19 protein-coding genes and 2 pseudogenes are annotated in these 22,819 nt (G+C 71.3%); 8 read left to right on the forward strand and 13 right to left on the reverse strand.

Translation table 11 applies throughout. The annotated features are described in order from the left end of the window. Positions 1–34: 34 nt before the first annotated feature. The 10 genes and pseudogenes from ACZ6TU_RS03365 to ACZ6TU_RS03410 all read right to left on the reverse strand — a co-directional run bounded on the left by ACZ6TU_RS03365 (position 35) and on the right by ACZ6TU_RS03410 (position 10,673). The gene (locus ACZ6TU_RS03365; protein ID WP_467672133.1) at positions 35–1,558 is read right to left on the reverse strand and encodes an NADH-quinone oxidoreductase subunit N; all 1,524 of its coding nucleotides are present in this window, start codon (positions 1,556–1,558) and stop codon (positions 35–37) included. After that, the gene (locus tag ACZ6TU_RS03370) at positions 1,555–3,129 is read right to left on the reverse strand and encodes a complex I subunit 4 family protein (RefSeq protein ID WP_469546274.1); all 1,575 of its coding nucleotides are present in this window, start codon (positions 3,127–3,129) and stop codon (positions 1,555–1,557) included. Before ACZ6TU_RS03370 ends, ACZ6TU_RS03365 begins: the two co-directional genes overlap by 4 nt. Positions 3,130–3,135: 6 nt before the next feature. Next, a complete protein-coding gene (locus tag ACZ6TU_RS03375; protein WP_469546277.1) occupies positions 3,136–5,130 on the reverse strand; it encodes an NADH-quinone oxidoreductase subunit 5 family protein in 1,995 nt (664 codons plus the stop codon). Then, on the reverse strand, positions 5,127–5,525 hold the full coding sequence (gene nuoK, locus ACZ6TU_RS03380) for an NADH-quinone oxidoreductase subunit NuoK (protein ID WP_059424736.1): 399 nt from the start codon (positions 5,523–5,525) through the stop codon (positions 5,127–5,129). Before nuoK ends, ACZ6TU_RS03375 begins: the two co-directional genes overlap by 4 nt. Next, complete coding sequence (locus ACZ6TU_RS03385; protein WP_467672139.1) at positions 5,525–6,169, reverse strand: NADH-quinone oxidoreductase subunit J family protein; 645 nt, start codon at positions 6,167–6,169, stop codon at positions 5,525–5,527. The genes nuoK and ACZ6TU_RS03385 overlap by 1 nt, the downstream gene beginning before the upstream one ends. Continuing rightward, complete coding sequence (locus ACZ6TU_RS03390; RefSeq protein WP_467672141.1) at positions 6,166–6,816, reverse strand: NuoI/complex I 23 kDa subunit family protein; 651 nt, start codon at positions 6,814–6,816, stop codon at positions 6,166–6,168. The genes ACZ6TU_RS03385 and ACZ6TU_RS03390 overlap by 4 nt, the downstream gene beginning before the upstream one ends. A 2-nt stretch (positions 6,817–6,818) precedes the next feature. Continuing rightward, a complete protein-coding gene (locus ACZ6TU_RS03395; RefSeq protein WP_010049241.1) occupies positions 6,819–7,787 on the reverse strand; it encodes a complex I subunit 1/NuoH family protein in 969 nt (322 codons plus the stop codon). A 980-nt stretch (positions 7,788–8,767) separates the two neighbouring features. Then, a pseudogene (locus ACZ6TU_RS03400) lies at positions 8,768–9,634 on the reverse strand (NADH-quinone oxidoreductase subunit C); the annotation flags it as partial. Then, positions 9,631–10,275: an NADH-quinone oxidoreductase subunit B gene (locus ACZ6TU_RS03405; protein WP_467672145.1), complete on the reverse strand. Its 645-nt coding sequence runs from the start codon at positions 10,273–10,275 to the stop codon at positions 9,631–9,633. The pseudogene ACZ6TU_RS03400 and the gene ACZ6TU_RS03405, both read right to left, overlap by 4 nt. Then, a complete protein-coding gene (locus ACZ6TU_RS03410) occupies positions 10,266–10,673 on the reverse strand; it encodes an NADH-quinone oxidoreductase subunit A (RefSeq protein WP_010041427.1) in 408 nt (135 codons plus the stop codon). Before ACZ6TU_RS03410 ends, ACZ6TU_RS03405 begins: the two co-directional genes overlap by 10 nt. A gap of 243 nt (positions 10,674–10,916) precedes the next feature. Here ACZ6TU_RS03410 and ACZ6TU_RS03415 point away from each other — a divergent pair, with 243 nt between their 5' ends. The 5 genes from ACZ6TU_RS03415 (at position 10,917) to ACZ6TU_RS03435 (ending at position 17,904) form a co-directional block, all read left to right on the forward strand. After that, positions 10,917–12,137: a sensor histidine kinase gene (locus tag ACZ6TU_RS03415; RefSeq protein WP_467672147.1), complete on the forward strand. Its 1,221-nt coding sequence runs from the start codon at positions 10,917–10,919 to the stop codon at positions 12,135–12,137. A gap of 155 nt (positions 12,138–12,292) precedes the next feature. Beyond that, positions 12,293–13,654 (forward strand): sensor histidine kinase, encoded by a 1,362-nt coding sequence (locus tag ACZ6TU_RS03420; protein WP_467672149.1) that lies wholly within the window; start codon positions 12,293–12,295, stop codon positions 13,652–13,654. A 351-nt stretch (positions 13,655–14,005) separates the two neighbouring features. Next, positions 14,006–14,677: a LuxR C-terminal-related transcriptional regulator gene (locus tag ACZ6TU_RS03425; RefSeq protein WP_467672151.1), complete on the forward strand. Its 672-nt coding sequence runs from the start codon at positions 14,006–14,008 to the stop codon at positions 14,675–14,677. 226 nt (positions 14,678–14,903) lie between these two features. Next, complete coding sequence (locus tag ACZ6TU_RS03430) at positions 14,904–16,832, forward strand: 2-oxoacid:acceptor oxidoreductase subunit alpha (RefSeq protein ID WP_469546287.1); 1,929 nt, start codon at positions 14,904–14,906, stop codon at positions 16,830–16,832. Next, complete coding sequence (locus ACZ6TU_RS03435) at positions 16,825–17,904, forward strand: 2-oxoacid:ferredoxin oxidoreductase subunit beta (RefSeq protein ID WP_467672155.1); 1,080 nt, start codon at positions 16,825–16,827, stop codon at positions 17,902–17,904. Before ACZ6TU_RS03430 ends, ACZ6TU_RS03435 begins: the two co-directional genes overlap by 8 nt. A gap of 37 nt (positions 17,905–17,941) precedes the next feature. Here ACZ6TU_RS03435 and ACZ6TU_RS03440 read toward each other — a convergent pair whose 3' ends face one another. After that, positions 17,942–18,322 (reverse strand): winged helix-turn-helix transcriptional regulator, encoded by a 381-nt coding sequence (locus tag ACZ6TU_RS03440; protein WP_467672157.1) that lies wholly within the window; start codon positions 18,320–18,322, stop codon positions 17,942–17,944. A 91-nt stretch (positions 18,323–18,413) separates the two neighbouring features. On the opposite strand from ACZ6TU_RS03440, the gene ACZ6TU_RS03445 reads away from it, so the two are divergent. Next, positions 18,414–19,268: an SDR family oxidoreductase gene (locus ACZ6TU_RS03445; protein ID WP_467672159.1), complete on the forward strand. Its 855-nt coding sequence runs from the start codon at positions 18,414–18,416 to the stop codon at positions 19,266–19,268. 129 nt (positions 19,269–19,397) lie between these two features. Further along, positions 19,398–20,411, forward strand: coding sequence for an EamA family transporter RarD (gene rarD / locus ACZ6TU_RS03450; protein ID WP_467672161.1), 1,014 nt, complete (start codon positions 19,398–19,400; stop codon positions 20,409–20,411). An 80-nt stretch (positions 20,412–20,491) separates the two neighbouring features. On the opposite strand, the pseudogene ACZ6TU_RS03455 reads toward rarD, so the two are convergent. Then, positions 20,492–21,646: pseudogene (locus ACZ6TU_RS03455) on the reverse strand (MFS transporter); the annotation flags it as partial. A gap of 90 nt (positions 21,647–21,736) precedes the next feature. Here ACZ6TU_RS03455 and ACZ6TU_RS03460 point away from each other — a divergent pair. Next, positions 21,737–22,192 (forward strand): winged helix-turn-helix transcriptional regulator, encoded by a 456-nt coding sequence (locus ACZ6TU_RS03460; RefSeq protein ID WP_467672163.1) that lies wholly within the window; start codon positions 21,737–21,739, stop codon positions 22,190–22,192. On the opposite strand, the gene ACZ6TU_RS03465 is transcribed toward ACZ6TU_RS03460, so the two are convergent. After that, the gene (locus ACZ6TU_RS03465) at positions 22,179–22,802 is read right to left on the reverse strand and encodes a CGNR zinc finger domain-containing protein (protein WP_467672165.1); all 624 of its coding nucleotides are present in this window, start codon (positions 22,800–22,802) and stop codon (positions 22,179–22,181) included. The two genes, ACZ6TU_RS03460 and ACZ6TU_RS03465, sit on opposite strands and share 14 nt — an antisense overlap. Positions 22,803–22,819: the final 17 nt, after the last annotated feature.

Genomic DNA, 22,819 nt, shown 5'->3' on the forward strand with positions numbered 1-22,819 from the left:
TGCCCCACGCGCGCGTGGCGAATGCGGATGTTGTTCAGAAGAGGGCGGTGTCGGTGAAGCGCAGGACCAGCTGGGGTGCGCCGGACAGGGCGATGCCGAGGACTCCGGTCAGGGCGATCGCCGCGGTGAGTGGGGCGGGGACGCGGTGCTTCTCGGGTTCGCCCGCGGGGGCGCGGAAGAGCAGGGCCGTCCACTGGAGGTAGTAGAAGAGCGCGATGACGACGTTGACGGCCATGATCACGGCCAGCCAGCCGAGGCCGGCGTCGACGGCCGCCGAGAAGACGGTGACCTTGGCGAAGAGGCCGATGATGCCCGGCGGCAGCCCGGCGAGGCAGAGCAGGAAGAACGCCAGGAGCAGCGCGGACAGGGGGCTCGACGCGTACAGGCCGCGATAGTCGGAGACGCGGTTGAGGGACTTCGTCCGGCCGACGAGCGCGGCCACGGCGAAGGCGCCCAGGTTCACGGCGCCGTACATCAGGGCGTAGGCGACGGTGGAGCCGATCGACTTCTCGGCGCCCCCGGAGTACGCGGCGGCCGCGATCGGCACGAGGAGGTAGCCGGCCTGGCCGACGGACGACCAGGCGAGCAGGCGTACCGCACTGTACGCGCGCGTGGCCTGCTGGCGCAGGGCGCCGACGTTGCCCACGGTCATGGTGAGCGCGGCCAGGGCGGCCAGGGCCGGGCCCCAGACGTCGGCGTACGACGGGAGGGCGACGACCGTGACGAGGATCAAGCCGCTGAAACCGACCGCCTTGCCGATGACCGACAGGTAGGCGGCGATGGGCAGGGGCGCCCCTACGTAGGTGTCGGGCACCCAGAAGTGGAAGGGCACGGCGGCCGTCTTGAAGGCGAAGCCGACGAGGGTGAGGACGACGCCGGTCTGGGCGAGCGTGTGGAACTGCCCGTCGACGTTCTGGATGCGGTCGGCGACCTGGGTGAGGTAGAGGGTGCCCGTGGAGGCGTACACGAAGCTGATGCCCATGAGACTGACCGCGGTCGCGGTGACCGAGGACAGGAAGAACTTCAGGGCCGCTTCGGAGGACTTCCGGTTGCCGTACCTGAGGCCGACCAGCGCGAAGGCGGGCAGGGAGGCGACCTCGAGGGCGACGATCAGGGTCGCGAGGTCGCGGGAGGCGGGCAGGAGGGCGGCGCCGGCCACGGAGGACAGCAGCAGGAACCAGTACTCCCCTTCGGGAAGCTCCTTGCGGGCGTCCTTCAGGGCGGTGACCGACAGGAGTGCGGTGAGTAGGGCACCGCCGAGGACCAGGAACTGGATGACCAGCGTGAAGCGGTCGGCCGTGTAGCTGCACACGGTGGCGTCGCCGGTCAGGCAGAAGGTGCTGCGGTCGCCGTCCAGGAGGGGCAGCAGCATCAGCGTGGCGGCGGCCAGACCGGCCACCGACGTCCAGCCGAGCAGCGACTTCCTGTTCTCGGCGACGAACAGGTCGGCGACCAGGACGACGAGTCCGACGACCGCCGCGATGGTGGGCGGCGCGATCGCGAGCCAGTCGACGGACTGGACCAGCGACTCGGCCAGGGGCTGGGCCGGGGAGCTCATCGGGTGCCTCCTGCGAGGAGCTGCTGGACGGCCGGGTCGCTCAGCCCGAGGAGGGCCTTGGGCCACAGACCCGCGACGACGGTGAGGACGACGAGCGGGGTCCAGGCCGCGAACTCGTACGAGCGGACGTCGGTGAGCTTGGGGGCGTCCTGGGGCAGGGCGCCCATGCAGACGCGGCGGACCACGATCAGCAGGTACGCGGCCGTCAGCAGTGTGCCGAAAGCACCGATCGCCATGAAGGTGAGGAAGGCGGGACGGCTGAGGCCCTCGGCGGGCTGGAACGCGCCGAACAGGGCCAGCATCTCGCCCCAGAACCCGGCCAGGCCCGGCAGGCCGAGCGAGGCGACCGCGGCGAAGGCGAGCAGGCCGCCGAGGCGCGGGGCCTTGCCGTAGAGCGCGGCTCCGGTCTCCTCGGCGAGGGTGTCGAGGTCGGTGGTGCCGGTGCGGTCCTTCAGCGCGCCGACCAGGAAGAAGAGCAGGCCGGTGATGAGGCCGTGGGCGATGTTGGCGAACAGGGCGCCGTTCACGCCGGTCGGGGTCATCGTGGAGATGCCGAGCAGGACGAAGCCCATGTGGCCGACGGAGGAGTAGGCGATGAGGCGCTTGAGGTCGCCCTTCGCGCCCTGCTTGGCGAGGGCCAGGCAGGCCAGGGATCCGTAGATGATGCCGACGACGGCGAGCGCTGCGAGGTAGGGCGCGAAGGTGCGGAAGCCGTCCGGAGCGATGGGGAGGAGAATCCGGACGAACCCGTACGTACCCATCTTCAGCAGGACACCGGCCAGCAGGACCGAGCCGACGGTCGGCGCGGCGGTGTGGGCATCGGGCAGCCAGCTGTGCAGCGGCCACATCGGCGTCTTGACCGCGAGGCCGATCCCGATCGCCAGAACGGCAATGACCTGCACGGATGTGGTCAGCGACCGGCCGTTGTCAGTGGCGAGTGCCATCATGTCGAACGTGCCCGCCTTGATCCCGATCACGAGCAGGCCGAGCAGCATGACCACGGAGCCGAGCAGCGTGTAGAGGATGAACCGCCACGCGGCCTGGCTCCGGCCCTCGCCGCCCCAGCGGGCGATGAGGAAGTACATCGGGATGAGCACCATCTCGAAGGCGAGGAAGAACAGCAGCAGGTCGAGGACGGCGAAGGTCGCGAGCGTGCCGGACTCGAGGACGAGCAGCAGCGCGACGAAGGCCTTCGGGGTCGGCCCCGCGGGCATCTTGAAGTACGAGTAGAGCGCGCAGAGGAAGGTCAGCAGCGCGGTCAGGACCAGAAGGGGGAGGGAGATGCCGTCGATGCCGAGGTGGATGCGTACGTCGAGTGCGGGGATCCAGCTGATGTCGGTGCTGGCCTGCATCTTCGACGGCTGGTCGTGGTCGAAGCCGAGCGCGAGGACGATCGCCGCGATGAGGACCGCGCCGGTGACGGTGACGCCGTGCCGGAGCACGGCCTGCTCGGGCGACTTCCCCTTCAGTCCGGGCGGGGCCGGCAGGAGAGCCGCGGCGGCGCCGAGGAGCGGCCCGACGACGACGAACGCCAGAAGGAACTGCATCACGGACTCGTTGATATCGATCACGCCTGCTCACGCTCCCGTGGCGACGAGGACGACGGCGACCGCGAGGACGACGGTGCCGGCGAGCAGCGCGCTCACATAGGTCTGGACGTTGCCGGTCTGGGCGCGCCGTACGGCGGCGCCGAGCCAGCGGGGCAGCGCACCCGCGCCGCGCACGTAGGTCTCGACGACCTCCCGGTCGAGGAACCGGACGAGGCTCGCCCCGGCCTGGACCGGGCGGACGAAGAGGGCCCTGTACACGGCGTCCATGTGGAAGCCGGCGGCCGCGTGGCGGTGCAGCGGGCCGAGCAGGAGCCGTCCGGGATCGGCGGGGTCGGGCGCGTAGGCGATGTCGCCGTAGGCCGGCTCGTGGGTGGCGATGGCCTCCGCCTCGACCTGGGCGGCGTCGCCCTCGGGGTGGGCCGCGACCGCGCCCAGCGGGACGCGTGCGGTGAGCGCGGTGGTGTGCCGCCAGGCGCCGTAGGTGACGATGCCGCCGACCAGGGCCACGCCCGTGCCGAGCACGGAGGTGGTGAGGGTCGGGCTGAGGTCGCGGCCGTCGAACCAGTCGGGCAGCAGGCGGAACGCGAATCCGCCGAGGGCCAGGGACGGGGCGGCGAGCACCCACAGCACGACGGTCATCGTCAGCGGCTGCCGGCCGTGGTCGGGGGCTTCGGCGCCCCGGCCGTGGAAGGCCAGCAGCCACAGGCGCATCGCGTAGGCGGCGGTGAGCACGGCCGTGAGCAGACCGGCGACCAGGACGATCCAGCCCGCGGCTGCGGGGGCGTGCTCGGTGTGTCCGGTGACGACGTGTTCGGCGACGCCGAGGACGGCCTCCTTGGAGAAGAAGCCGCTGAACGGCGGGATCGCGGCAAGCGCGAGCAGCGCCACGGTCATCGTCCAGTAGGCGTCGGGGACGCGGTCGCGCAGGTTCCGCATACGGGACATGGCGGCGAGCGAGTTGGTGCCGGCGGCGTGGATTATCACGCCGGCCGCGAGGAACAGCAGCGCCTTGAAGGCGCCGTGGGACAGGAGGTGGAAGACGGCGGCACCGCGGTCGCCGACGGCGAGGGCGCCGGACATGTAGCCGAGCTGGCCGATCGTCGAGTAGGCGAGGACGCGCTTGATGTCGTCCTGGGCGAGCGCGGCGAGTGCCGAGCCGGCCATCGTGACGGCGGCCATGACGGCGAGGACGACCATCGCTGCCTGGGAGGCCTCGAACAGCGGCAGGAGACGGGCGATGAAGTAGACACCGGCGGCGACCATCGTCGCGGCGTGGATCAGCGCGGAGACGGGGGTCGGGCCCGCCATCGCGTCGGGGAGCCAGGTGTGCAGCGGGAACTGCGCCGACTTGCCCGCCACGCCCGCGAGGAGGAGCAGGGCGATCAGCGTCGGGTGGTCGAGCGAGCCGCTCGCGACGGCGCCGAGGACCCGGGTGATGCGGAACGAACCGGCGTCGGTGGCCAGGGCGAACAGCCCGATGAGGAAGGGGACGTCGCCGAGCTTGGTGACCAGGAAGGCCTTGAGGGAGGCGGCGCGGGCCTCCGGGGTCTCCCAGTAGTGGCCGACCAGGAAGTAGGAGCAGATGCCCATGACTTCCCAGCCGACCAGCAGCACGATCAGGTCGCCGGAGTAGACGACCAGAAACATCGCGGAGGTGAACAGGGAGACCAGGGCGGCGTACGAGGGGTAGCGCGGGTCGTCGCGCAGATAGCCCGTCGAGTAGATCTGCACACAGGAGGCGACCAGGCCGACCAGGACGGCGACGAGGGCCGCGAAGCCGTCGATGTGCAGGGCGAGTTCGATCGGGACGGAGCCGGTGGGGGTGAGTTCCGTGGCCGCGTTGACGGCCGCGTCACCGCCCTGCCGCACGGCGACCAGCGCGGCGAGCACCAAGGAGGCGAGCGTCGGCAGGACGGCGAGCGGGCGGACGAAGCCGGGTGCCGTGCGGCCCAGGAGCAGGCCGGCGACGGCGCCGAGGAACGTAAGGAGGGGGACGAGGACGGCGAGGGTGGTCGTGGTCACGCGGTGGCCTCAGCCTTCTGGGCCTCGCCGGACTGCTCGGCCGTAAGGGCGTCGTGGTCGGTGCCGTCGGGGTCGTGCCGTTCGGCGGTGTCGCGGAGCTTGTCGATGTCCGCGGTGCCGCGGTTGCGGTGGACGGCGAGGACGATCGCCAGGCCGATGCCGATCTCGGCGGCGGCGATGGCGATGGTGAACAGGGTGAGGGCCTGGCCGGAGTGCAGGGTCTCCTCGGCGGTCTTGCTGAGCCAGACGTCGAAGGCGACCAGGTTGAGGTTGACGGCGTTGAGCATCAGCTCGACCGACATCAGGACCAGGATCGCGTTGCGGCGGGCGAGGACGCCGTACAGGCCCGTGCAGAAGAGCAGGGCTGAGAGGACGGCGGGATAGGCGAGGTGCATCAGCGGGTCCCTTCCTTCTCGCTCCGGGGGGCCGGGGTGCTCTCGGCCGCGGTCGCCGCGGTGGCCTTCGCCTTGCGGGACAGGACGATCGCGCCGACCAGGGCGGCGAGGAGGAGGACGGAGAGGGCCTCGAAGGGGAGGACCCAGTTCTGGAAGAGGCTCGCGCCGGTGGCCTCGGTGGAACCGGCGGCGGGACCGTCCAGGTCGATCCAGGTCGTACGGAAGGCATCGACGACGACCCAGATCAGGGCGGCAGCGGCGGCGACGGCCACCGTGAGGGCGGCCCAGCGGTTGCCGGAGTCGGCGTCCGGGGAGCGGCCGATGGGGGCCCTGGTGAGCATCAGACCGAACAGGAGGAGGACGACGACGGAACCGACGTAGATGAGGACCTGCACCCAGGCGATGAACTCGGCGGTGAGCAGGAGGTACTCGACGGCCAGGCCGCCGAGGGTGACCACCAGCCACAGGGCGGCGTGCACCAGCTGCCGGGTGGTGACGGTGACGAGCGCGGCGCCGAAGGTGACCAGGCCGACGAGGAGGAAGGCGATCTCGACGCCCGTCGGGGAGAGGAAACCGTGGGTTTCGGCCGCGGCCCCGGTGGTCGGGCCCGCCGTGAGGAGACCTGCGGTTGCGGCGAGGGTCATTCCCGGCCCTCCTGCCCCGGCCTGGGCTGGTCGGTCTGCTGCTTGGAGTCGCCCTGCGGGCGGGTCGGTCGCTCGGCTGCCCGGGCCTGCTCGTCGGCGTGCGGTTCGGTGGCGGGCGGGGCCTGCTGGGCGGCCAGCTTGTCGGCGGCCTTGCGGGCGGCGGCGAGTTCCTTCGGCTCCTCCGCGCCGGGGTCCAGGGCCGGCGGTGCCGGGACGGTCCACATCCACTCGCGGAGCTTGTCGCGCTCGTGGGTGAGGTCGCGGATGTCGGTCTCGGCGTACTCGAACTCCGGGGACCAGAACAGGGCGTCGAAAGGACAGACCTCGATGCAGATACCGCAGTACATGCACAGGGAGAAGTCGATGGCGAAGCGGTCGAGGACGTTGCGGCTGCGTTCGCGGCCGCCGGGGGTCGCCGCCGGGACCGTCTCCTTGTGGGAGTCGATGTAGATGCACCAGTCCGGGCACTCGCGGGCGCACAGCATGCAGACCGTGCAGTTCTCCTCGAACAGGCCGATCACACCGCGGGTGCGGGGCGGGAGGTCGGGCTGGGCGTCGGGGTACTGCGCGGTGACGGACTTCTTCGTCATCGTGCGGAGGGTGACGGCCAGGCCCTTGGCCAGGCCGCTGCCGGGAATGGGGGCCATGGTTACTGGATCACCACCTTGACGATGCCGGTGAGGGCGATCTGGGCGAGGGAGAGGGGGACGAGGAGGGTCCAGGACAGTTTCTGGAGCTGGTCCTCGCGCAGGCGGGGGTAGGTGACGCGCAGCCAGATCACGAGGAAGGCGAGGACGGCGGTCTTCAGCAGGGTCCAGACCCAGCCGAGGCCGTCGGCGCCCCATGGGCCGTGCCAGCCGCCCAGGAAGAGAACGGTGGTCAGGCCGCACAGGACGACGATTCCGGCGTACTCGGCGAGGAGGAAGAGGGCGAAGCGAAGGCCGGTGTACTCGGTGTACGCGCCGAAGATGATCTCCGAGTCGGCGACGGGCATGTCGAAGGGCGGGCGTTGGAGTTCCGCGAGGCCGGCCACGAAGAAGACGATCGCGCCGACGATCTGCCAGGGCAGCCACCACCACTCGAAGGCGTCGAGGATGCCGGGGATCGAGACGGTGCCGGCCGCCATCGCCACCGAGGCGGCGGTCAGGAGCATCGGCAGTTCGTAGGCGAGGAGCTGGGCGGCGGTGCGGAGGCCGCCGAGGAGGGAGAACTTGTTCGCGGACGCCCAGCCGGCCATGAGCGAGCCGAGGACGCCGACGCCCATGACGGCCAGGACGAAGAAGACGCCGGCGTCGATGACCTGGCCGACGGCTCCCTCGTCCGGGCCGATGGGGATCGCGAGCAGGACGAGGAGGTACGGCAGGAGGGCGACGGCGGGGGCCAGTTGGAAGATACGGCGGTCCGCGCCCGCGGGAACGACGTCCTCCTTCTGCGCGAACTTCACGCCGTCGGCGATCAGCTGGGCCCAGCCGTGGAAGCCGCCGGCGTACATGGGGCCGAGGCGGCCCTGCATGTGTGCCATCACCTTGTGTTCGGTCTGGCCGATGATCAAGGGGAAAGTGAGGAAGACGACGAAGACGATCAGGAGTCGCAGGGTGACGTCGAGCACGTCGTTCACCGCGGGCCTCCTGTGGGGTCTTCGGGGTTGTCGGCGGGCTGCTGGTCGTTCGCCGGTTCCGGAGTGTCGGGGGTGTTCGAGGGCTTGGGACCGTCCGCGGGGCCCGGGGTGGCCGAGAGCTCGGGGCCGTCCGCGGGGCCCGGGGTGGCCGAGGGCTCGGGAGTCTCCGGAGGCTCGGGGGTTTCCGGACTGGTCGATGTCTCCGAGTTGTCGGGCGACTTGCCGCTGTCCGTCGGCTTCGGGGTGTCCGGTGACTCCGAGGTGCTGTTCGGGGTCTTCGAGTCACCCGGTGGTTCGGGAGTCGGCAACTGCCCTGCCTCGGGCGACGGCTCGGGAGCCGGTTCTTCGAAGGCGGGGCGGGCGTGGTGCCAGGGGGCGTCCGTGCTGCGCGGGGGTCGCGAAGCCCCGCCCGGCCGGCTGTCGCCGGGTTGGGACGCGGCACGCCGGCCGGCGGAGCCCTCCGATGCGCTGCGCGCCCGACGCGGGACGGTAGGGGCACCTGGCTGCGTCTGCTGCGACGCCGAGCCGTCACTCGCGCTTCGCGCCCGGCGCGGTTCCGCCGAGGTGGTCGGGGACCCGGGCTCGGTGGCCGACGGCTCCGCCGAGGCGGTCGGGGACCCTGGCTCAGTGGCCGACGGCTTCGGCTCGGTGGCCGACGGCTGGGTGCCCTTCGCGGTCGCCGCCGGTTCGGCTTCGGTCGCCTGGGATTCGGTGTCGGAGGTCGTGGGTTCAGGGTCGGTGGACGTCTGGTTTGCCGAGCCCTCCGCCGCTGCGCGGGTACGGCGGGGTGCGGCCGGCGACTCGGAGGGCGTGCCGCCCGTCGTGGCCGGACCGGCCGAGCTCTCAGACGACGAACGGTCGCGACGCGTCCCCGCCGAATCGGGAGCAGCCGACTCCCCCGGCACGGTCTGACTCGCCGAGCCCTCCGCGGCCGTCCGCGCACGGCGTGGGGCAGCCGGAGAGGGAGTGCCCCGGTCGCCGGAAGGGGCCGGGCCGGCCGAGCCCTCTTCCGCCGAGCGGTCGCGGGCCGGGGCAGCCGGAGACGGAGTACCCGCGTCACCCGCGGCGGACTGGCTCGCCGAGCCCGCCGCCGCTGAGCGGTTGCGGCGCGGGGCCGTCGGGGACGGAGTACCCGCGTCACCGGCAGCGGACTGGCTGGCCGAGCCCTCCCCCGCCGTACGGGTCCGCCGTACCGGGCGTTCGCCCGCGGGGCGGGCGGTGCCTCGGGCCGGGCGGTCGCCTGCCGCGCGGCCGGCGCCGCGGGCCGGAGCCGGGGGGAGTTGGCCCTTCAGGGGGCCCCACTCGTTCGGGTCGGGGACGCCGGGGGGAAGCATCTGGCGGCGCTTGGGGCCGCCGTGTTCCGACTCGCCGGGTTCCTTCGCGCCGGGCCAGGCCTTGGCGACGCGTGCGGCCAGGACGAAGTCCTTGCGCAGGGGGTGGCCTTCGAAGTTCTCGGGCAGGAGCAGGTGGTCCAGCGCCGGGTGGCCTTCGAAGGTGATGCCGAACATCTCGTGTGTCTCGCGCTCGTGCCAGGCGGCACCCGCGTAGACGTCGACGGCCGAGGGCAGGGCGGGGGCCTCGTGCGGGACCGTCGTACGCAGGAGGAGGCGTCGGAGCGGGGACAGCGCGGCGACATGGGCCGTGACGCGGAAGCCCGTGCCCGGTTCGTCGACCGCGCTCAGCCAGTCGAAGTACGTGCAGGTCAGGCGGTCGCGTGCGGTCTCCAGGGCGGAGATCCAGGTCGCCGGCGGTACGTCGACCGTCAGGACCTCGTACGACTCCTCGGCCGTGGCGTCCGTACCGAAGAGTTCCTCGACGTCGGCGGGCAGCCAGCCGGCCGCGGTCATCGTCCCTCCTCCGAATCCGAGGCCGGGTTCGCAGCCGAGACCGAATCCGAACCCGACGACGGGGCCGGCGGCCGCACCAGGCCGCTCTGCAACGCCGCCGCCGAGGGCCGCGCCGTGCCGTACCGCTCCCCCAGCGACTCGCGGGCGATCTTCTCCTGGAGCTTGAGGATGCCCTGGAGCAGCGCCTCGGGCCGGGGCGGGCAGCCGGGGACGTAGACGTCGACGGGGATGATCTGGTCGACGCCCTTGGTGACGGAGTACGAGTCCCAGTAGGGGCCGCCGCAGTTGCTGCACGCGCCGAAGGAGATGACGTACTTGGGTTCCGGCATCTGCTCGTACAGGCGCTTCACCGCCGGCGCCATCTTGTCCGTGACCGTGCCGGACACCACCATCAGGTCCGCCTGGCGGGGGCCCGGGGCGAACGGGATGACGCCGAGCCGGATGAAGTCGTGGCGGGCCATCGACGCGGCGATGAACTCGATCGCGCAGCAGGCGAGACCGAAGTTGAAGACCCAGAGCGAGTAGCGGCGGCCCCAGTTCAGGATCACCTTCATCGGCTCGGGTGCGAGGCGCGCGAGGGCGCCGAGCCGCTTCGGCTCGGGAAGCAGTACGGGCTCGGTGCCGGTGGGGGTCACGTCCATGCCAGGACGCCCTTCTTGTATGCGTAGAGCAGGCCCACGGCCAGGAAGCCGAGGAAGATGAACATCTCCACCAAGGTCGTCGCGCCGTAGCCGGGGGCTGCGAAGACGGTCGCCCAGGGGAACAGGAAGATCGAGTCGACGGCGAAGATCACGTACAGGAAGGCGTAGACGTAGTAGCGGACCTGGGTGTGGGCCCAGCCCTCGCCGACGGGGTCGACGCCGCACTCGTACGTCAGGAGCTTCTCGGGTGTGGGGACCACGGGCCGCAGCAGTCGGCCGGCCCCGAAGGCGACGGCGACGAACAGCACGCCGACGACGGCGAGCAGCCCGACGACCGAATAGGACTGGAAGTAGTCCGCCGCGACGACGGTCGTGGTGACGACGGTCGGTTCCGGCACGTCCGTCCCTCGCTCCCTGAAACTCGGACTGGGTCCTGCGACGATCGATTCCGCGACTCCGGAGTACGGCCGGGAACCACGGACGCCGCCGTTCGACGATATGTACGCACGGGAGTCTAGGCCCTGATAAAGGCAGGGTAAGCAGCCCGTCACGCCCTGGCACGCGGGGGTGGGGTTTACCTCAGTTCCTCCTGGCGGTCCGCCTCATGGCGCGGCTGCCCGCCACCGGGCACGCTAACGCATATGACCGAACGCATTCCGTCCTCCGGCACGAGCACGGCCACTGCGGCGGCCGGGCAGGACGACCGTCCGCCGCCGCCCCGTCTCGCCTACGACCGGCACACCTGGAAGGAGATCGCGCACCTCCTGGCGAACTTCCCGGTCGCGCTGCTCGGCTTCACCTATGTCGTGACGGTGCTGTCCATCAGCTTCGGACTGACGATCACGGTGATCGGCTTCCCGCTGATCGCGGCCGGGCTCACGGGCGCGCGGCTGCTGGGCCGGATGGAGCGGGCGAGGGCCAGGGCGCTGCTCGGGGTGCGGGTGGACGAACCGAGCCGGCTGCCGCTGCGTGGCGCGGGCGGCCTGCTCCAGTGGCTGTGGATGTCGCTGAAGGACCCGGTGGGCTGGCGCACGGTGCTGTACGAGTTCATACGGCTGCCGTGGGGCGTCCTCACCTTCGCCATCACGCTGACCTCGCTGTTCGTGCTGTGGCCGGTGCTGCCGTTCATCGCGCGGGGCCTGACCAACGCCGACCGGGCCATGGTGCGCGGGCTGCTGTCGCCCTCCGACGAGCTGGAGCGGCGCATCGCCGAGCTGGAGTCGGACCGGGGGGTCGTGGTCGACACGGCCGCCGCCGACCTGCGGCGCATCGAGCGGGATCTGCACGACGGGGCGCAGGCCCGGCTGGTCAACCTGGCCATGGGGCTGGGCCTGGCGAAGGAGAAGGTGCTGGAGGACCCCGACGCGGCGGCGGCGATGGTCGAGGAGGCGCACGGCGAGGTGAAGCTGGCACTCCAGGAGCTGCGCGACCTGGCCCGGGGCATCCACCCGGCGGTCCTGACCGACCGCGGCCTGGACGCAGCCCTGTCCGCGGTCTCCTCGCGCTGCACGGTCCCGGTCAAGGTGACGGTCGACCTGCCGGCGCGGCCGGCCGCCGCCATCGAGGGCATCGCCTACTTCACCGTCTCGGAGCTGCTGCAGAACGTCAGCAAGCACAGCGCGGCGAAGTCGGCGTCGGTGGAGGTGTGGCGGAGGAACGACCGGCTGCTCATCCAGGTGTGGGACGACGGCCGCGGGGGCGCGAGTCTCGACGGCGGTACGGGGATGAAGGGCCTGGCCGAGCGGCTGGACGCCGTCGACGGGCTGTTCGTCCTGGAGTCGCCCGAGGGCGGCCCGACGACGGTCACGGCGGAACTGCCCTGGCGCGACCGCACGGACGACTCCGGCACGGGCACCGGATAGGTCCTCCCGACGACAGGCAGGCCCCGGGCCGGAGTCCGGAGGTGGGGAAAACCCCCCGCCCAAGACGCCGACGGACTCCATGGTCCGCCGACCTGCGGCGGAGCAGGGTGGAGGTACGAGGGAACAGCCGCAGGACGAGGAGAAGGGCGACGCCGATGGCCACGGAGTACGGACAGGGGTACGGGCTCGACGGCAGGCCCGGGTTCCCCGGGAGCACCGAGCGGCGGCACCGGCTGCCCGCCGCGCTGCGGGCGCCGGTCGAGGGACGCACCTGGCGGGAGCTCGGCTATCTGCTGCTCAGCCTGCCGATCAGCATCCTGCTGTTCACCTACGCGGTCACGATGGTGTCGCTGGGGGCGGGACTGCTGGTGACGTTCCTCGGCATACCGGTGCTGGCGGCGGCGCTCGCCGGGTGCCGTGGCCTCGGGGCACTGGAACGGCTGCGGGCGCGGGCGCTGCTGGGCCTGGAGGTGGCCGACCCGGAGCCGCTGCGGATGAAGAAGCCGGGTGCCATGGCGTGGATGGGGGCCGTCCTCAAGAGCGGCGCCTCGTGGCGGGCCCTGCTGTACGCGGTGCTGCATCTGCCGTGGGCGGTGTTCTCGTTCGTCGTCGCCGTGAACGTCTGGGTGCTGGGCTGGGCGCTGCTGACGTACCCGCTGTGGTTCTGGGTGTTCCCGATGTACGCCGGCCAGGACGGGATCCAGCTGTACGGCGACGAGACGCACCGGGTCTACCTCGACAACCCCTTCGAGATCACGGTGGCCGCACTGGTGGGACTGCTGCTGACGATCGCCACGCCGTGGATCGTGCGGGCGCTGACGATGGTGGACCGGCTGCTGGTGTACGGGCTGCTCGGGCCCTCGCGGCTGGCCTCGCGGGTGGTGGAGCTGGAGTCGGACCGGGGCGTCGTGGTCGACACGGCGGCGGCCGACCTGCGGCGCATCGAGCGGGATCTGCACGACGGGGCGCAGGCGCGGCTGGTGGCGCTGGCCATGGATCTGGGGCTGGCGAAGGAGAAACTCCAGGAGGATCCGGAGACGGCCGTGCGGATGGTGGACGAGGCGCACGGTGAGGTGAAGACGGCGTTGCAGGAGCTGCGGGACCTGGCCCGGGGGATCCACCCGGCGGTGCTGACGGACCGGGGGCTGGACGCGGCGCTGTCGGCGGTGGCGTCGCGGTGCCCGGTGCCGGTGCGGGTCGAGGTCGACCTGGCGGAGCGGCCGGCGCCGGCGATCGAGGGGATCGCGTACTTCACGGTGTCGGAGCTGCTCCAGAACGTCAGCAAGCACGCGCGGGCGACCTGGGCCGGCGTGGAGGTGTGGCGGACGGAGAACCGGCTGATGCTTCAGGTCGTGGACAACGGCGTGGGCGGGGCCGACTCATCCCAGGGGTCCGGGCTGGCGGGGCTGGCGGAGCGGCTCGACGCGGTGGACGGGATCCTGATGGTGGACTCGCCGGCGGGCGGGCCGACCCGGGTGACCGCGGAGTTGCCGTGGCGGGGCGCGCACGTGAGGTGACCTTCGGCCGGTCGGGGCTGGCAGGGGGCTCCGCCCCAGTGACCCCGCCCCGGCCGGCCGGGGCGGGGCGGGGCAGGGGCTCCACCCCGGTGCCCCCGCCTTACCCCGCCTGTGACCCGCCTGAAGGCTTCGCCCGTCCCCGTGCCCGGCCTGGGTCTTGGCCCCTGTCCCCCCCGTCCTTGGCCCCCACCACCCGCCCCCCCCCACCCGAATCGGTCGGATCGGTCTGACAACAAGCCGGTCCGACCCCATCCAGCGCCCGATCCTGAAATGCTGGACCCGTCGCACGGGTGGGCGCGGAGCCGTTGTGGGCTGCGGACGGGCGGCGTCGGGGTGTGGGGGCCGAACATCGTGGAGGACAGGGTGCGGGTGGTCATCGCCGAGGATTCAGTGCTGCTCAGGGAGGGCCTGACCCGGCTGCTGACCGACCGGGGGCACGAGGTCGTCGCCGGGGTCGGTGACGGCGAGGCGCTGATCAAGACCATCACGGAGCTGGACGCGCAGGGCGAGCTGCCGGACGTCGTGGTCGCCGATGTGCGGATGCCGCCGACGCACACCGACGAGGGGGTGCGGGCTGCGGTGCGGTTGCGCAAGGCGCACCCGGGACTCGGCGTGCTGGTGCTGTCGCAGTACGTGGAGGAGCGCTACGCCACGGAGCTGCTCGCGGCGTCCAGCCGGGGCGTCGGCTATCTGCTGAAGGACCGGGTGGCCGAAGTGCGTGAGTTCGTGGACGCGGTGGTGCGGGTGGCCGAGGGCGGTACGGCCCTCGACCCGGAGGTCGTCGCGCAGCTGCTGGGCCGCAGCCGTAAGCAGGACGTGCTCGCGGGGCTGACCCCGCGGGAGCGGGAGGTGCTGGGGCTGATGGCCGAGGGGCGGACGAACTCGGCGATCGCCCGGCAGCTCGTGGTCAGCGACGGGGCGGTCGAGAAGCACGTCAGCAACATCTTCCTGAAGCTGGGGCTCTCCCAGAGCGAGGGGGACCACCGCCGGGTGCTGGCCGTGCTGACGTACCTGAACTCCTGACCGGACGAGCCAGTCCCCGACCGAACCACGAGGCGGGCGCGGAGCGTCTTGAAGGACAGCACCAGGGATCAGGAAACAGGACAAGTCGGTGCGGTTAATCGTCTCAAAGTCGTGTCCAACATGCGAATGACCCGAAGAAGGCGACCCTTGCGGTCGTAGTGTTGATCCTGGGAATGCCTGCGGGAAGGCCTTCCCGGGACAGCCGCCTCGAGGGAGGTCCAGTTCAGTGACCAGCCAGGTCAGTAGCCCAGCGGAGCAGGCCGACGAAGCAGTCGCAGGAGAGCAGCGCAAAGCGGCGGGCGCGAAGGACGTTCGCCGCCTCGACCGGGTGATCATCAGGTTCGCGGGGGACTCGGGTGACGGTATGCAGCTCACCGGTGACCGTTTCACCTCGGAGACCGCGTCGTTCGGCAACGACCTGTCGACCCTGCCGAACTTCCCGGCCGAGATCAGGGCGCCCGCCGGGACCCTGCCGGGCGTGTCGTCCTTCCAGCTGCACTTCGCCGACCACGACATCCTCACGCCCGGTGACGCGCCGAACGTGCTGGTGGCGATGAACCCGGCCGCGCTGAAGGCGAACATCGGCGACCTGCCGCGCGGTGCCGAGGTGATCGTCAACACGGACGAGTTCACCAAGCGGGCGATGCAGAAGGTCGGCTACGAGACCAGTCCGCTGGAGGACGGGTCGCTGGACGGCTACCAGGTCCACCCCGTGCCGCTGACGACGCTCACCGTGGAGGCGCTGAAGGAGTTCGACCTCACCCGTAAGGAGGCCGAGCGCAGCAAGAACATGTTCGCGCTGGGCCTGCTGAGCTGGATGTACCACCGGCCCACCGAGGGCACGGAGAGATTCCTCCGATCGAAGTTCGCGAAGAAACCCGACATCGCGGCGGCCAACATCGCCGCCTTCCGGGCCGGCTGGAACTTCGGCGAGACCACCGAGGACTTCGCCGTCTCCTACGAGGTCGCCCCGGCGGCCACGGCGTTCCCGCCGGGTGTCTACCGCAACATCTCCGGCAACCTCGCCCTGTCGTACGGCCTGGTCGCCGCCAGCCGGCAGGCGGATCTGCCGCTGTACCTGGGGTCGTACCCGATCACGCCGGCGTCGGACATCCTGCACGAGCTGAGCAAGCACAAGAACTTCGGGGTGCGGACCTTCCAGGCCGAGGACGAGATCGCCGGTATCGGGGCGGCGCTGGGGGCGGCCTTCGGCGGTTCGCTGGCCGTGACCACGACGAGCGGCCCGGGCGTGGCGCTGAAGTCGGAGACGATCGGTCTCGCCGTCTCGCTGGAGCTGCCGCTGCTGATCGTGGACATCCAGCGCGGTGGCCCGTCGACCGGTCTGCCCACCAAGACCGAGCAGGCGGACCTGCTCCAGGCGATGTACGGGCGCAACGGCGAGGCTCCGGTCCCGGTGGTCGCGCCCCGTACGCCGGCGGACTGCTTCGACGCCGCACTGGACGCCGCCCGGATCGCGCTGACGTACCGCACGCCGGTGTTCCTCCTCTCCGACGGTTACCTGGCCAACGGCTCCGAGCCGTGGCGCATCCCGGACCTGGAGGAGCTGCCGGACCTCAGGGTGCAGTTCGCGCAGGGACCGAACCACACGCTCGACGACGGCACCGAGGTGTTCTGGCCGTACAAGCGCGACCCGCAGACCCTGGCCCGACCCTGGGCGATCCCGGGCACGCCGGGTCTGGAGCACCGGATCGGCGGCATCGAGAAGGAGGACGGCACGGGCAACATCTCCTACGCCCCGGCCAACCACGACTTCATGGTGCGCACCCGGCAGGCGAAGGTGGACGGCATCGAGGTCCCGGACCTCGACGTGGACGATCCGGACGGGGCCAGGACCCTCGTCCTCGGCTGGGGCTCGACGTACGGGCCGATCACGGCCGCGGTGCGGCGGCTGCGCCGGTCCGGGGAGTCGATCGCGCAGGCGCATCTGCGCCACCTCAACCCCTTCCCGAAGAACCTGGGCGCGGTCCTCGAGCGTTACGACAAGGTGGTGATCCCCGAGATGAACCTCGGGCAGCTCGCCACGCTCATCCGGGCGAAGTACCTGGTGGACGCCCACTCGTACAACCAGGTCAACGGTATGCCGTTCAAGGCGGAGCAGCTCGCCGCGGCTCTGAAGGAGGCCATCGATGGCTGAGACGTCCACACAAGGCACGGGCACCATCGAAGCGCTTTCCCTCGTCCCCAAGGCCGAGGGCAGGCAGTCGATGAAGGACTTCAAGTCCGATCAGGAAGTGCGCTGGTGCCCCGGCTGCGGCGACTACGCCATCCTCGCCGCGGTGCAGGGCTTCATGCCCGAGCTGGGGCTGGCGAAGGAGAACATCGTCTTCGTCTCGGGCATCGGCTGCTCCTCCCGCTTCCCGTACTACATGAACACGTACGGGATGCACTCCATCCACGGCCGCGCCCCGGCGATCGCCACGGGTCTGGCGAGCTCCCGCCGCGACCTGTCGGTGTGGGTCGTCACGGGTGACGGTGACGCGCTGTCCATCGGCGGCAACCACCTGATCCACGCGCTGCGGCGCAACGTCAACCTCAAGATCCTGCTGTTCAACAACCGGATCTACGGTCTGACCAAGGGGCAGTACTCGCCGACCTCCGAGGTCGGCAAGATCACCAAGTCGACGCCGATGGGCTCGCTGGACGCACCCTTCAACCCGGTGTCGCTGGCGATCGGCGCGGAAGCGTCGTTCGTGGCGCGGACGGTCGACTCCGACCGCAAGCACCTGACGGAGGTGCTGCGGCAGGCCTCCGCCCACCAGGGCACGGCCCTGATCGAGATCTACCAGAACTGCAACATCTTCAACGACGGCGCCTTCGACGCCCTGAAGGACAAGCAGCAGGCCGAGGAGGCCGTGATCCGGCTGGAGCACGGTCAGCCGATCCGCTTCGGCAGCGACCTGGCCAAGGGTGTCGTACGGGACCCGGTGACCGGTGATCTGAAGGTGGTGGCGGTGACGCCGGACAACGAGGACCAGGTGCTCGTCCACGACGCGCACGCCGAGTCCCCGACGACGGCGTTCGCGCTGTCCCGCCTCGCCGACCCGGACACCCTGCACCACACGCCGATCGGCGTCCTGCGCTCCGTCGACCGGCCCGTCTACGACACGCAGATGGCCGACCAGCTGGACAGCGCGATCGAGCAGCACGGCAAGGGCGACCTGGCCGCTCTGCTGGCGGGCGGCGACACCTGGACGGTCGTCGGCTGAGCACGGCCCCGCCGTACGGCAACGAGGCCCGGTGCTGCTAGGACGCGGCCCGGGCCTCGTCGTATGCCCGGCGGGCCTTCTCCACGTCGTCCATGCGCCGGTGCGTCCACTGCGAGAGACCCCGCACCTGCTCGGCGGCCTCGCGGCCCAGGTCGGTGAGGGAGTAGTCGACGCGGGGCGGGATCACGGGCTTGGCGTCGCGGTGGACGAGGCCGTCACGCTCCAGGGTCTGGAGCGTCTGCGTGAGCATCTTCTCGCTGACGCGCCGGCCCCCGTCATGGCTGACCGCCCGGCGCAGCTCGCTGAACCGGTACGGGCGGTCCAGCAGCTCGATCAGCACGAGCACGCCCCAGCGGCTGGTGACGTGCTCCAGCACCAGCCGGTACGGACACAGGGCCTCACCGTCACTTACTGCCATGCCAGTACCTTACTTCAAAGTGGGTACTTTCCAAGAGTTAGCGCCTCCTCTAGGGTTAGTGCCATCGCACCCCACAAGGAGAGCCATCACCATGAGCATCGTCGTCACCGGAGCCACCGGAAATCTCGGCCGTCACGTCGTGGAGCAGCTGCTGGAGAAGGTCCCCGCCGAGCAGATCACCGCGGTCGTCCGCAACGCGGAGAAGGCCGCCGACCTCGCCGACCGCGGGGTGCGGATCGCGCTGGCCGACTACAACGCGCCCGCGTCCTTCGACGGGCTCTTCTCCGCCGGCGACAAGGTGCTGCTGGTCTCCGGCAACGAGTTCGACAAGGGCCGTGTGCAGCAGCACAAGGTCGTCATCGACGCCGCCAAGGCGGCCGGTGTCGCCCTGCTCGCCTACACCAGCGCCCCGGGCACGCTGACCGCCGCGCTCGCCGACGACCACCGCGGCACCGAGGAGCTGCTGCTGGACTCCGGCGTGCCCTACACCCTGCTGCGCAACGGCTGGTACCACGAGAACTACACCGAGAACCTCGCCCCGGCGCTGGAGCACAACGCGGTCGTGGCCGCCGCCGGTGAGGGCAAGGTCTCCTCCGCCTCCCGCGCCGACTACGCCGCTGCCGCCGTCGCCGTGCTGACCGGCGAGGGACACGAGAACAAGACGTACGAGCTGGGCGGCGACACCCCCTGGAGCTTCGCCGAGTACGCGGCCGAGCTGAGCCGGCAGACCGGCAAGGAGATCGCCTACAACGCCGTCTCCCCCGAGGTCCTGGTCGGCATCCTGACCGGCGCGGGTCTGCCCGAGCCGTTCGCCCAGGTCCTCGCGGGTGTCGACGCCTCCATCGAGAAGGGCGAACTGGTCGTCTCCACCGGCGACCTGTCCCGCCTGACCGGCCGTCCGACCACCCCGTTCTCCGAGGCCATCACCGCCGCGCTCAAGGGCTGAACTCCCCCGGCGGGCCCCTGAGCGCACCTGCCCCCGGCTGTCATGACCGTATACCGATACGGGCATGACAGCCGGGGGCACTCGGCGTTACCGTCGTGGACGCGAACACCACGTACGGAGGAGGGGCCCGTGAGCGGCAAGCCGAGGGGTGAGCGGCACATAGGACTGCTGAACGGCTTCGCGGCCTACGGGATGTGGGGGCTCGTCCCCCTGTTCTGGCCCCTGCTGAAACCCGCCGGGGCGATGGAGATCCTGGCCCACCGGATGGTGTGGTCGCTGGTCTTCGTGGGCGCCGCCCTGCTCGTGCTGCGCCGCTGGGCCTGGGCCGGTGAGCTGCTGCGGCAGCCGCGCAGGCTGGGCCTCGTCGCGGTCGCCGCGACGGTCATCACCCTCAACTGGGGCCTGTACATCTGGGCCGTGAACTCCGGGCACGTCGTCGAGGCCTCGCTCGGGTACTTCATCAACCCGCTGGTCACCATCGCGATGGGCGTGCTGCTGCTGAAGGAGCGGCTGCGGCCGGTGCAGTGGCTGGCGGTCGGGACCGGCGTCGCGGCGGTCGTCGTGCTGACCGTCGGCTTCGGCCGGCCCCCGTGGATCTCCCTCGGCCTCGCCTTCTCCTTCGCCACGTACGGACTGGTGAAGAAGCAGCTGAACCTCGGCGGCGTGGAGTCGCTGGCCGCCGAGACCGTGATCCAGTTCCTGCCCGCGCTCGGCTTCCTGGTGTGGCTGACCGCGCGGGGCGGCTCCACCTTCACCACCGAGGGCGCGGGGCACGCGGCGCTGCTGGCCTCGGCCGGGATCGTCACCGCGCTGCCCCTGGTCTGCTTCGGCGCGGCCGCCATCCGCGTGCCCCTGTCCACGATCGGCCTGTTGCAGTACCTGACGCCGGTCTTCCAGTTCCTGCTCGGCGTCTTCTACTTCCACGAGGCGATGCCGCCGGAGCGCTGGGCCGGGTTCGCGCTGGTGTGGCTGGCACTGACACTGCTCACCTGGGACGCCCTGCGTACCGCCCGCCGGGCCTCCCGCGCATTCACCACCGAGAGCAGCGTGCCCAGCACCACCAGGACCACCGGCACGATCAGCGCCGCCCGGAACGCCGACAGCGTGGCCTCGGAACCGGACCCGGTGGACGCCAGGCCGTAGACCGCGGTCACCGCCGCGATGCCGATGGCGGAGCCGAACTGCGTGGCGGTGGTCAGCAGCCCGCCGGCCAGACCCTGCTCCGACTCGGTGACCCCGTCCGTGGCCGCGATCGTCAGCGGCCCGTAGGCCAGGGCGAAGGCGAGGCCCGCGAGGAACAGGGTGGGGAACATCGCGGCGTAGGACCAGTCCATGCCGACCGGCAGGAACATCGCGTACGCGATCACGGCCAGGACGAAGCCGCCGACGATCACCTGGGCGTTGCCGAAGCGGGCGACCAGTCTCGGGGTGAGCGTCGGCGCGATGACGGCGTCGACACCCATGACGATCAGGGCCACCGCCGTCATGAGGGGCGACCAGCCGCGCAGTTCCTGGAGATAGAGCGTGACGACGAACTGGAAGCCGAAGAAGGCGCCCAGGAAGAGCAGCGCTCCCAGGTCGGCGCGCACGACCGGCCCCTGGCGCAGGATGCCGAGCCTGACGAGCGGATCGGGGCAGCGGCGTTCGACCACGACGAAGGCGCCGGCCAGGACGAGCGCCGCGAGACCGGAGACCACGGTGAGCGGCCAGTCGTGCAGACCGTGTTCGAGGCGTACGACGGTGTAGGCGGCCAGCAGCATGGCGCCGGCGGCGGTGATCACACCGGGCAGGTCGAACCCGCGCCGGCGTGCGGGCGGGCCGTCCTGCCGGGGCACCAGGCGTACGGCCGCGACGAGCAGCGCCGCGGCCAGCAGCACGGGCGCGAAGAACACCCAGCGCCAGCCCAGCTGGGTGAGCAGACCGCCGATGACCAGGCCGAGGGAGAAGCCCGCCGCGCCCGTGCCGGCGAAGACCAGCAGGGCCTTGTTGCGTTTCGGGCCTTCCTCGTACGAGGTCGTGATCAGGGAGAGCGCGGCCGGGGTCATGAACGCGGCGGCGACGCCCGTGACGAAACGCGCGACGACCAGCATCCAGCCCTCGGTCGCGAAGCCGCCGAGCCCCGAGAAGGCGAGGAAGACGGCCAGCCAGAGCAGGAACATCCGCCGCCGTCCGAGCAGATCGGCGGCCCGGCCGCCCAGCAGCGTGAAGCCGGCGTAACCGAGCACATAGCCGCTCATCACCCAGGCCGCGGTGTCGGTGGCCAGCCCGAGATCGGAGCGGATGGCCGGGATCGCCACCGCCATCATCGCGACATCGATGCCTTCGAGGAAGATCGTTCCGCAGAGGACCAACAGCAGCGCCCAGGCACGGGTGCCCATGAGTCAACACTCCCTTGTAGAGGTCGGTTACGCGCATGAGGGTCGGTTCCCTCTTGTAACCACGTCCACCCTGCGGCAGCATCGACAGACATGGAAGAAGGCACTTCGAAGTCACCGAGTAACTGCGAGAGCACCGTGGACTACGTCGACGCCGATCCCTTCCAGTGGGACACCCGCGAGGACTGCCAGGTCCGGCAGATCCTCGACCGGATCGCCGACAAGTGGTCGCTGCTCGTCATCGCGCTGCTGGAGAACCGGCGGCTGCGCTTCACCGAGCTGCGCCGGGAGATCGACGGGGTCAGCCAGCGGATGCTGACGGTGACCCTGCGGTCGCTGGAGCGGGACGGCCTGGTGAAGCGGACGGTGCACCCGGTGGTGCCGCCGCGGGTCGAGTACGAACTGACCTCCCTCGGCAGGACGCTGCACACCACCATCCGGTCCCTGGTGACCTGGACGGAGCGGCACCAGGAGGAGATCGCGGCGGCCCGCACCGCGTACGACGCCCGCGAGGCGGAGGCGCGGGCCGCGGAGGCTACGGCGCCCTAGGAGCCTGACGGGACCGGTGCGCCCGGACCTTCTCCCGGTTGCCGCAGTGCTCCATCGCGCACCAGCGGCGGCGGCCCGGGCGGGAGGTGTCGACGAAGAGCAGGTAGCAGTCGTGGGCGCCGCACTCGCGGACGCGATGGGCGTAAGGGCCGGTGAACAGGTCGATCGCGTCCCGGGCGACCGTGGCGAGCAGGTGGGCTCCGGTGGCGCCCGGGGCCCAGGCACGGGTGCCGTCCGGCTCGATGCGGGCGACCAGCGGGGGCCCGGCCGCAGCGGCGTTGACGACGTCCAGGTGGGCGGTTTGCGGCGGGCGGCCGTGGGCGCGGTCGGCGGCGACCGGGAACACGGCGTCGCGCAGGGCGCGCACGCGCTCCAGCTCGTCCTCGGTGACGGTGATGTCCAGGCCGTCCGGGAGTCGGCTGCGTGCGGTCCAGGCGACCAGGTCGGCGGGCTCGTGCAGCACCTCGTACCGCGCGAACTCCCCCGGGCCGCCCGTCGTCAGCAGCTCCAGGCACAGGGCGCCGGGGTCGAAGCGGTACGCCTTCCCCTGGTACGAGACCAGCGTCAGGCCGGGTGCCCGGTCCGGCGATTCCCCTGCGCGTCCACTCACCTAACCAGTATAAGTGG

It is taken from the genome of Streptomyces sp. NPDC052064, from assembly GCF_055585925.1.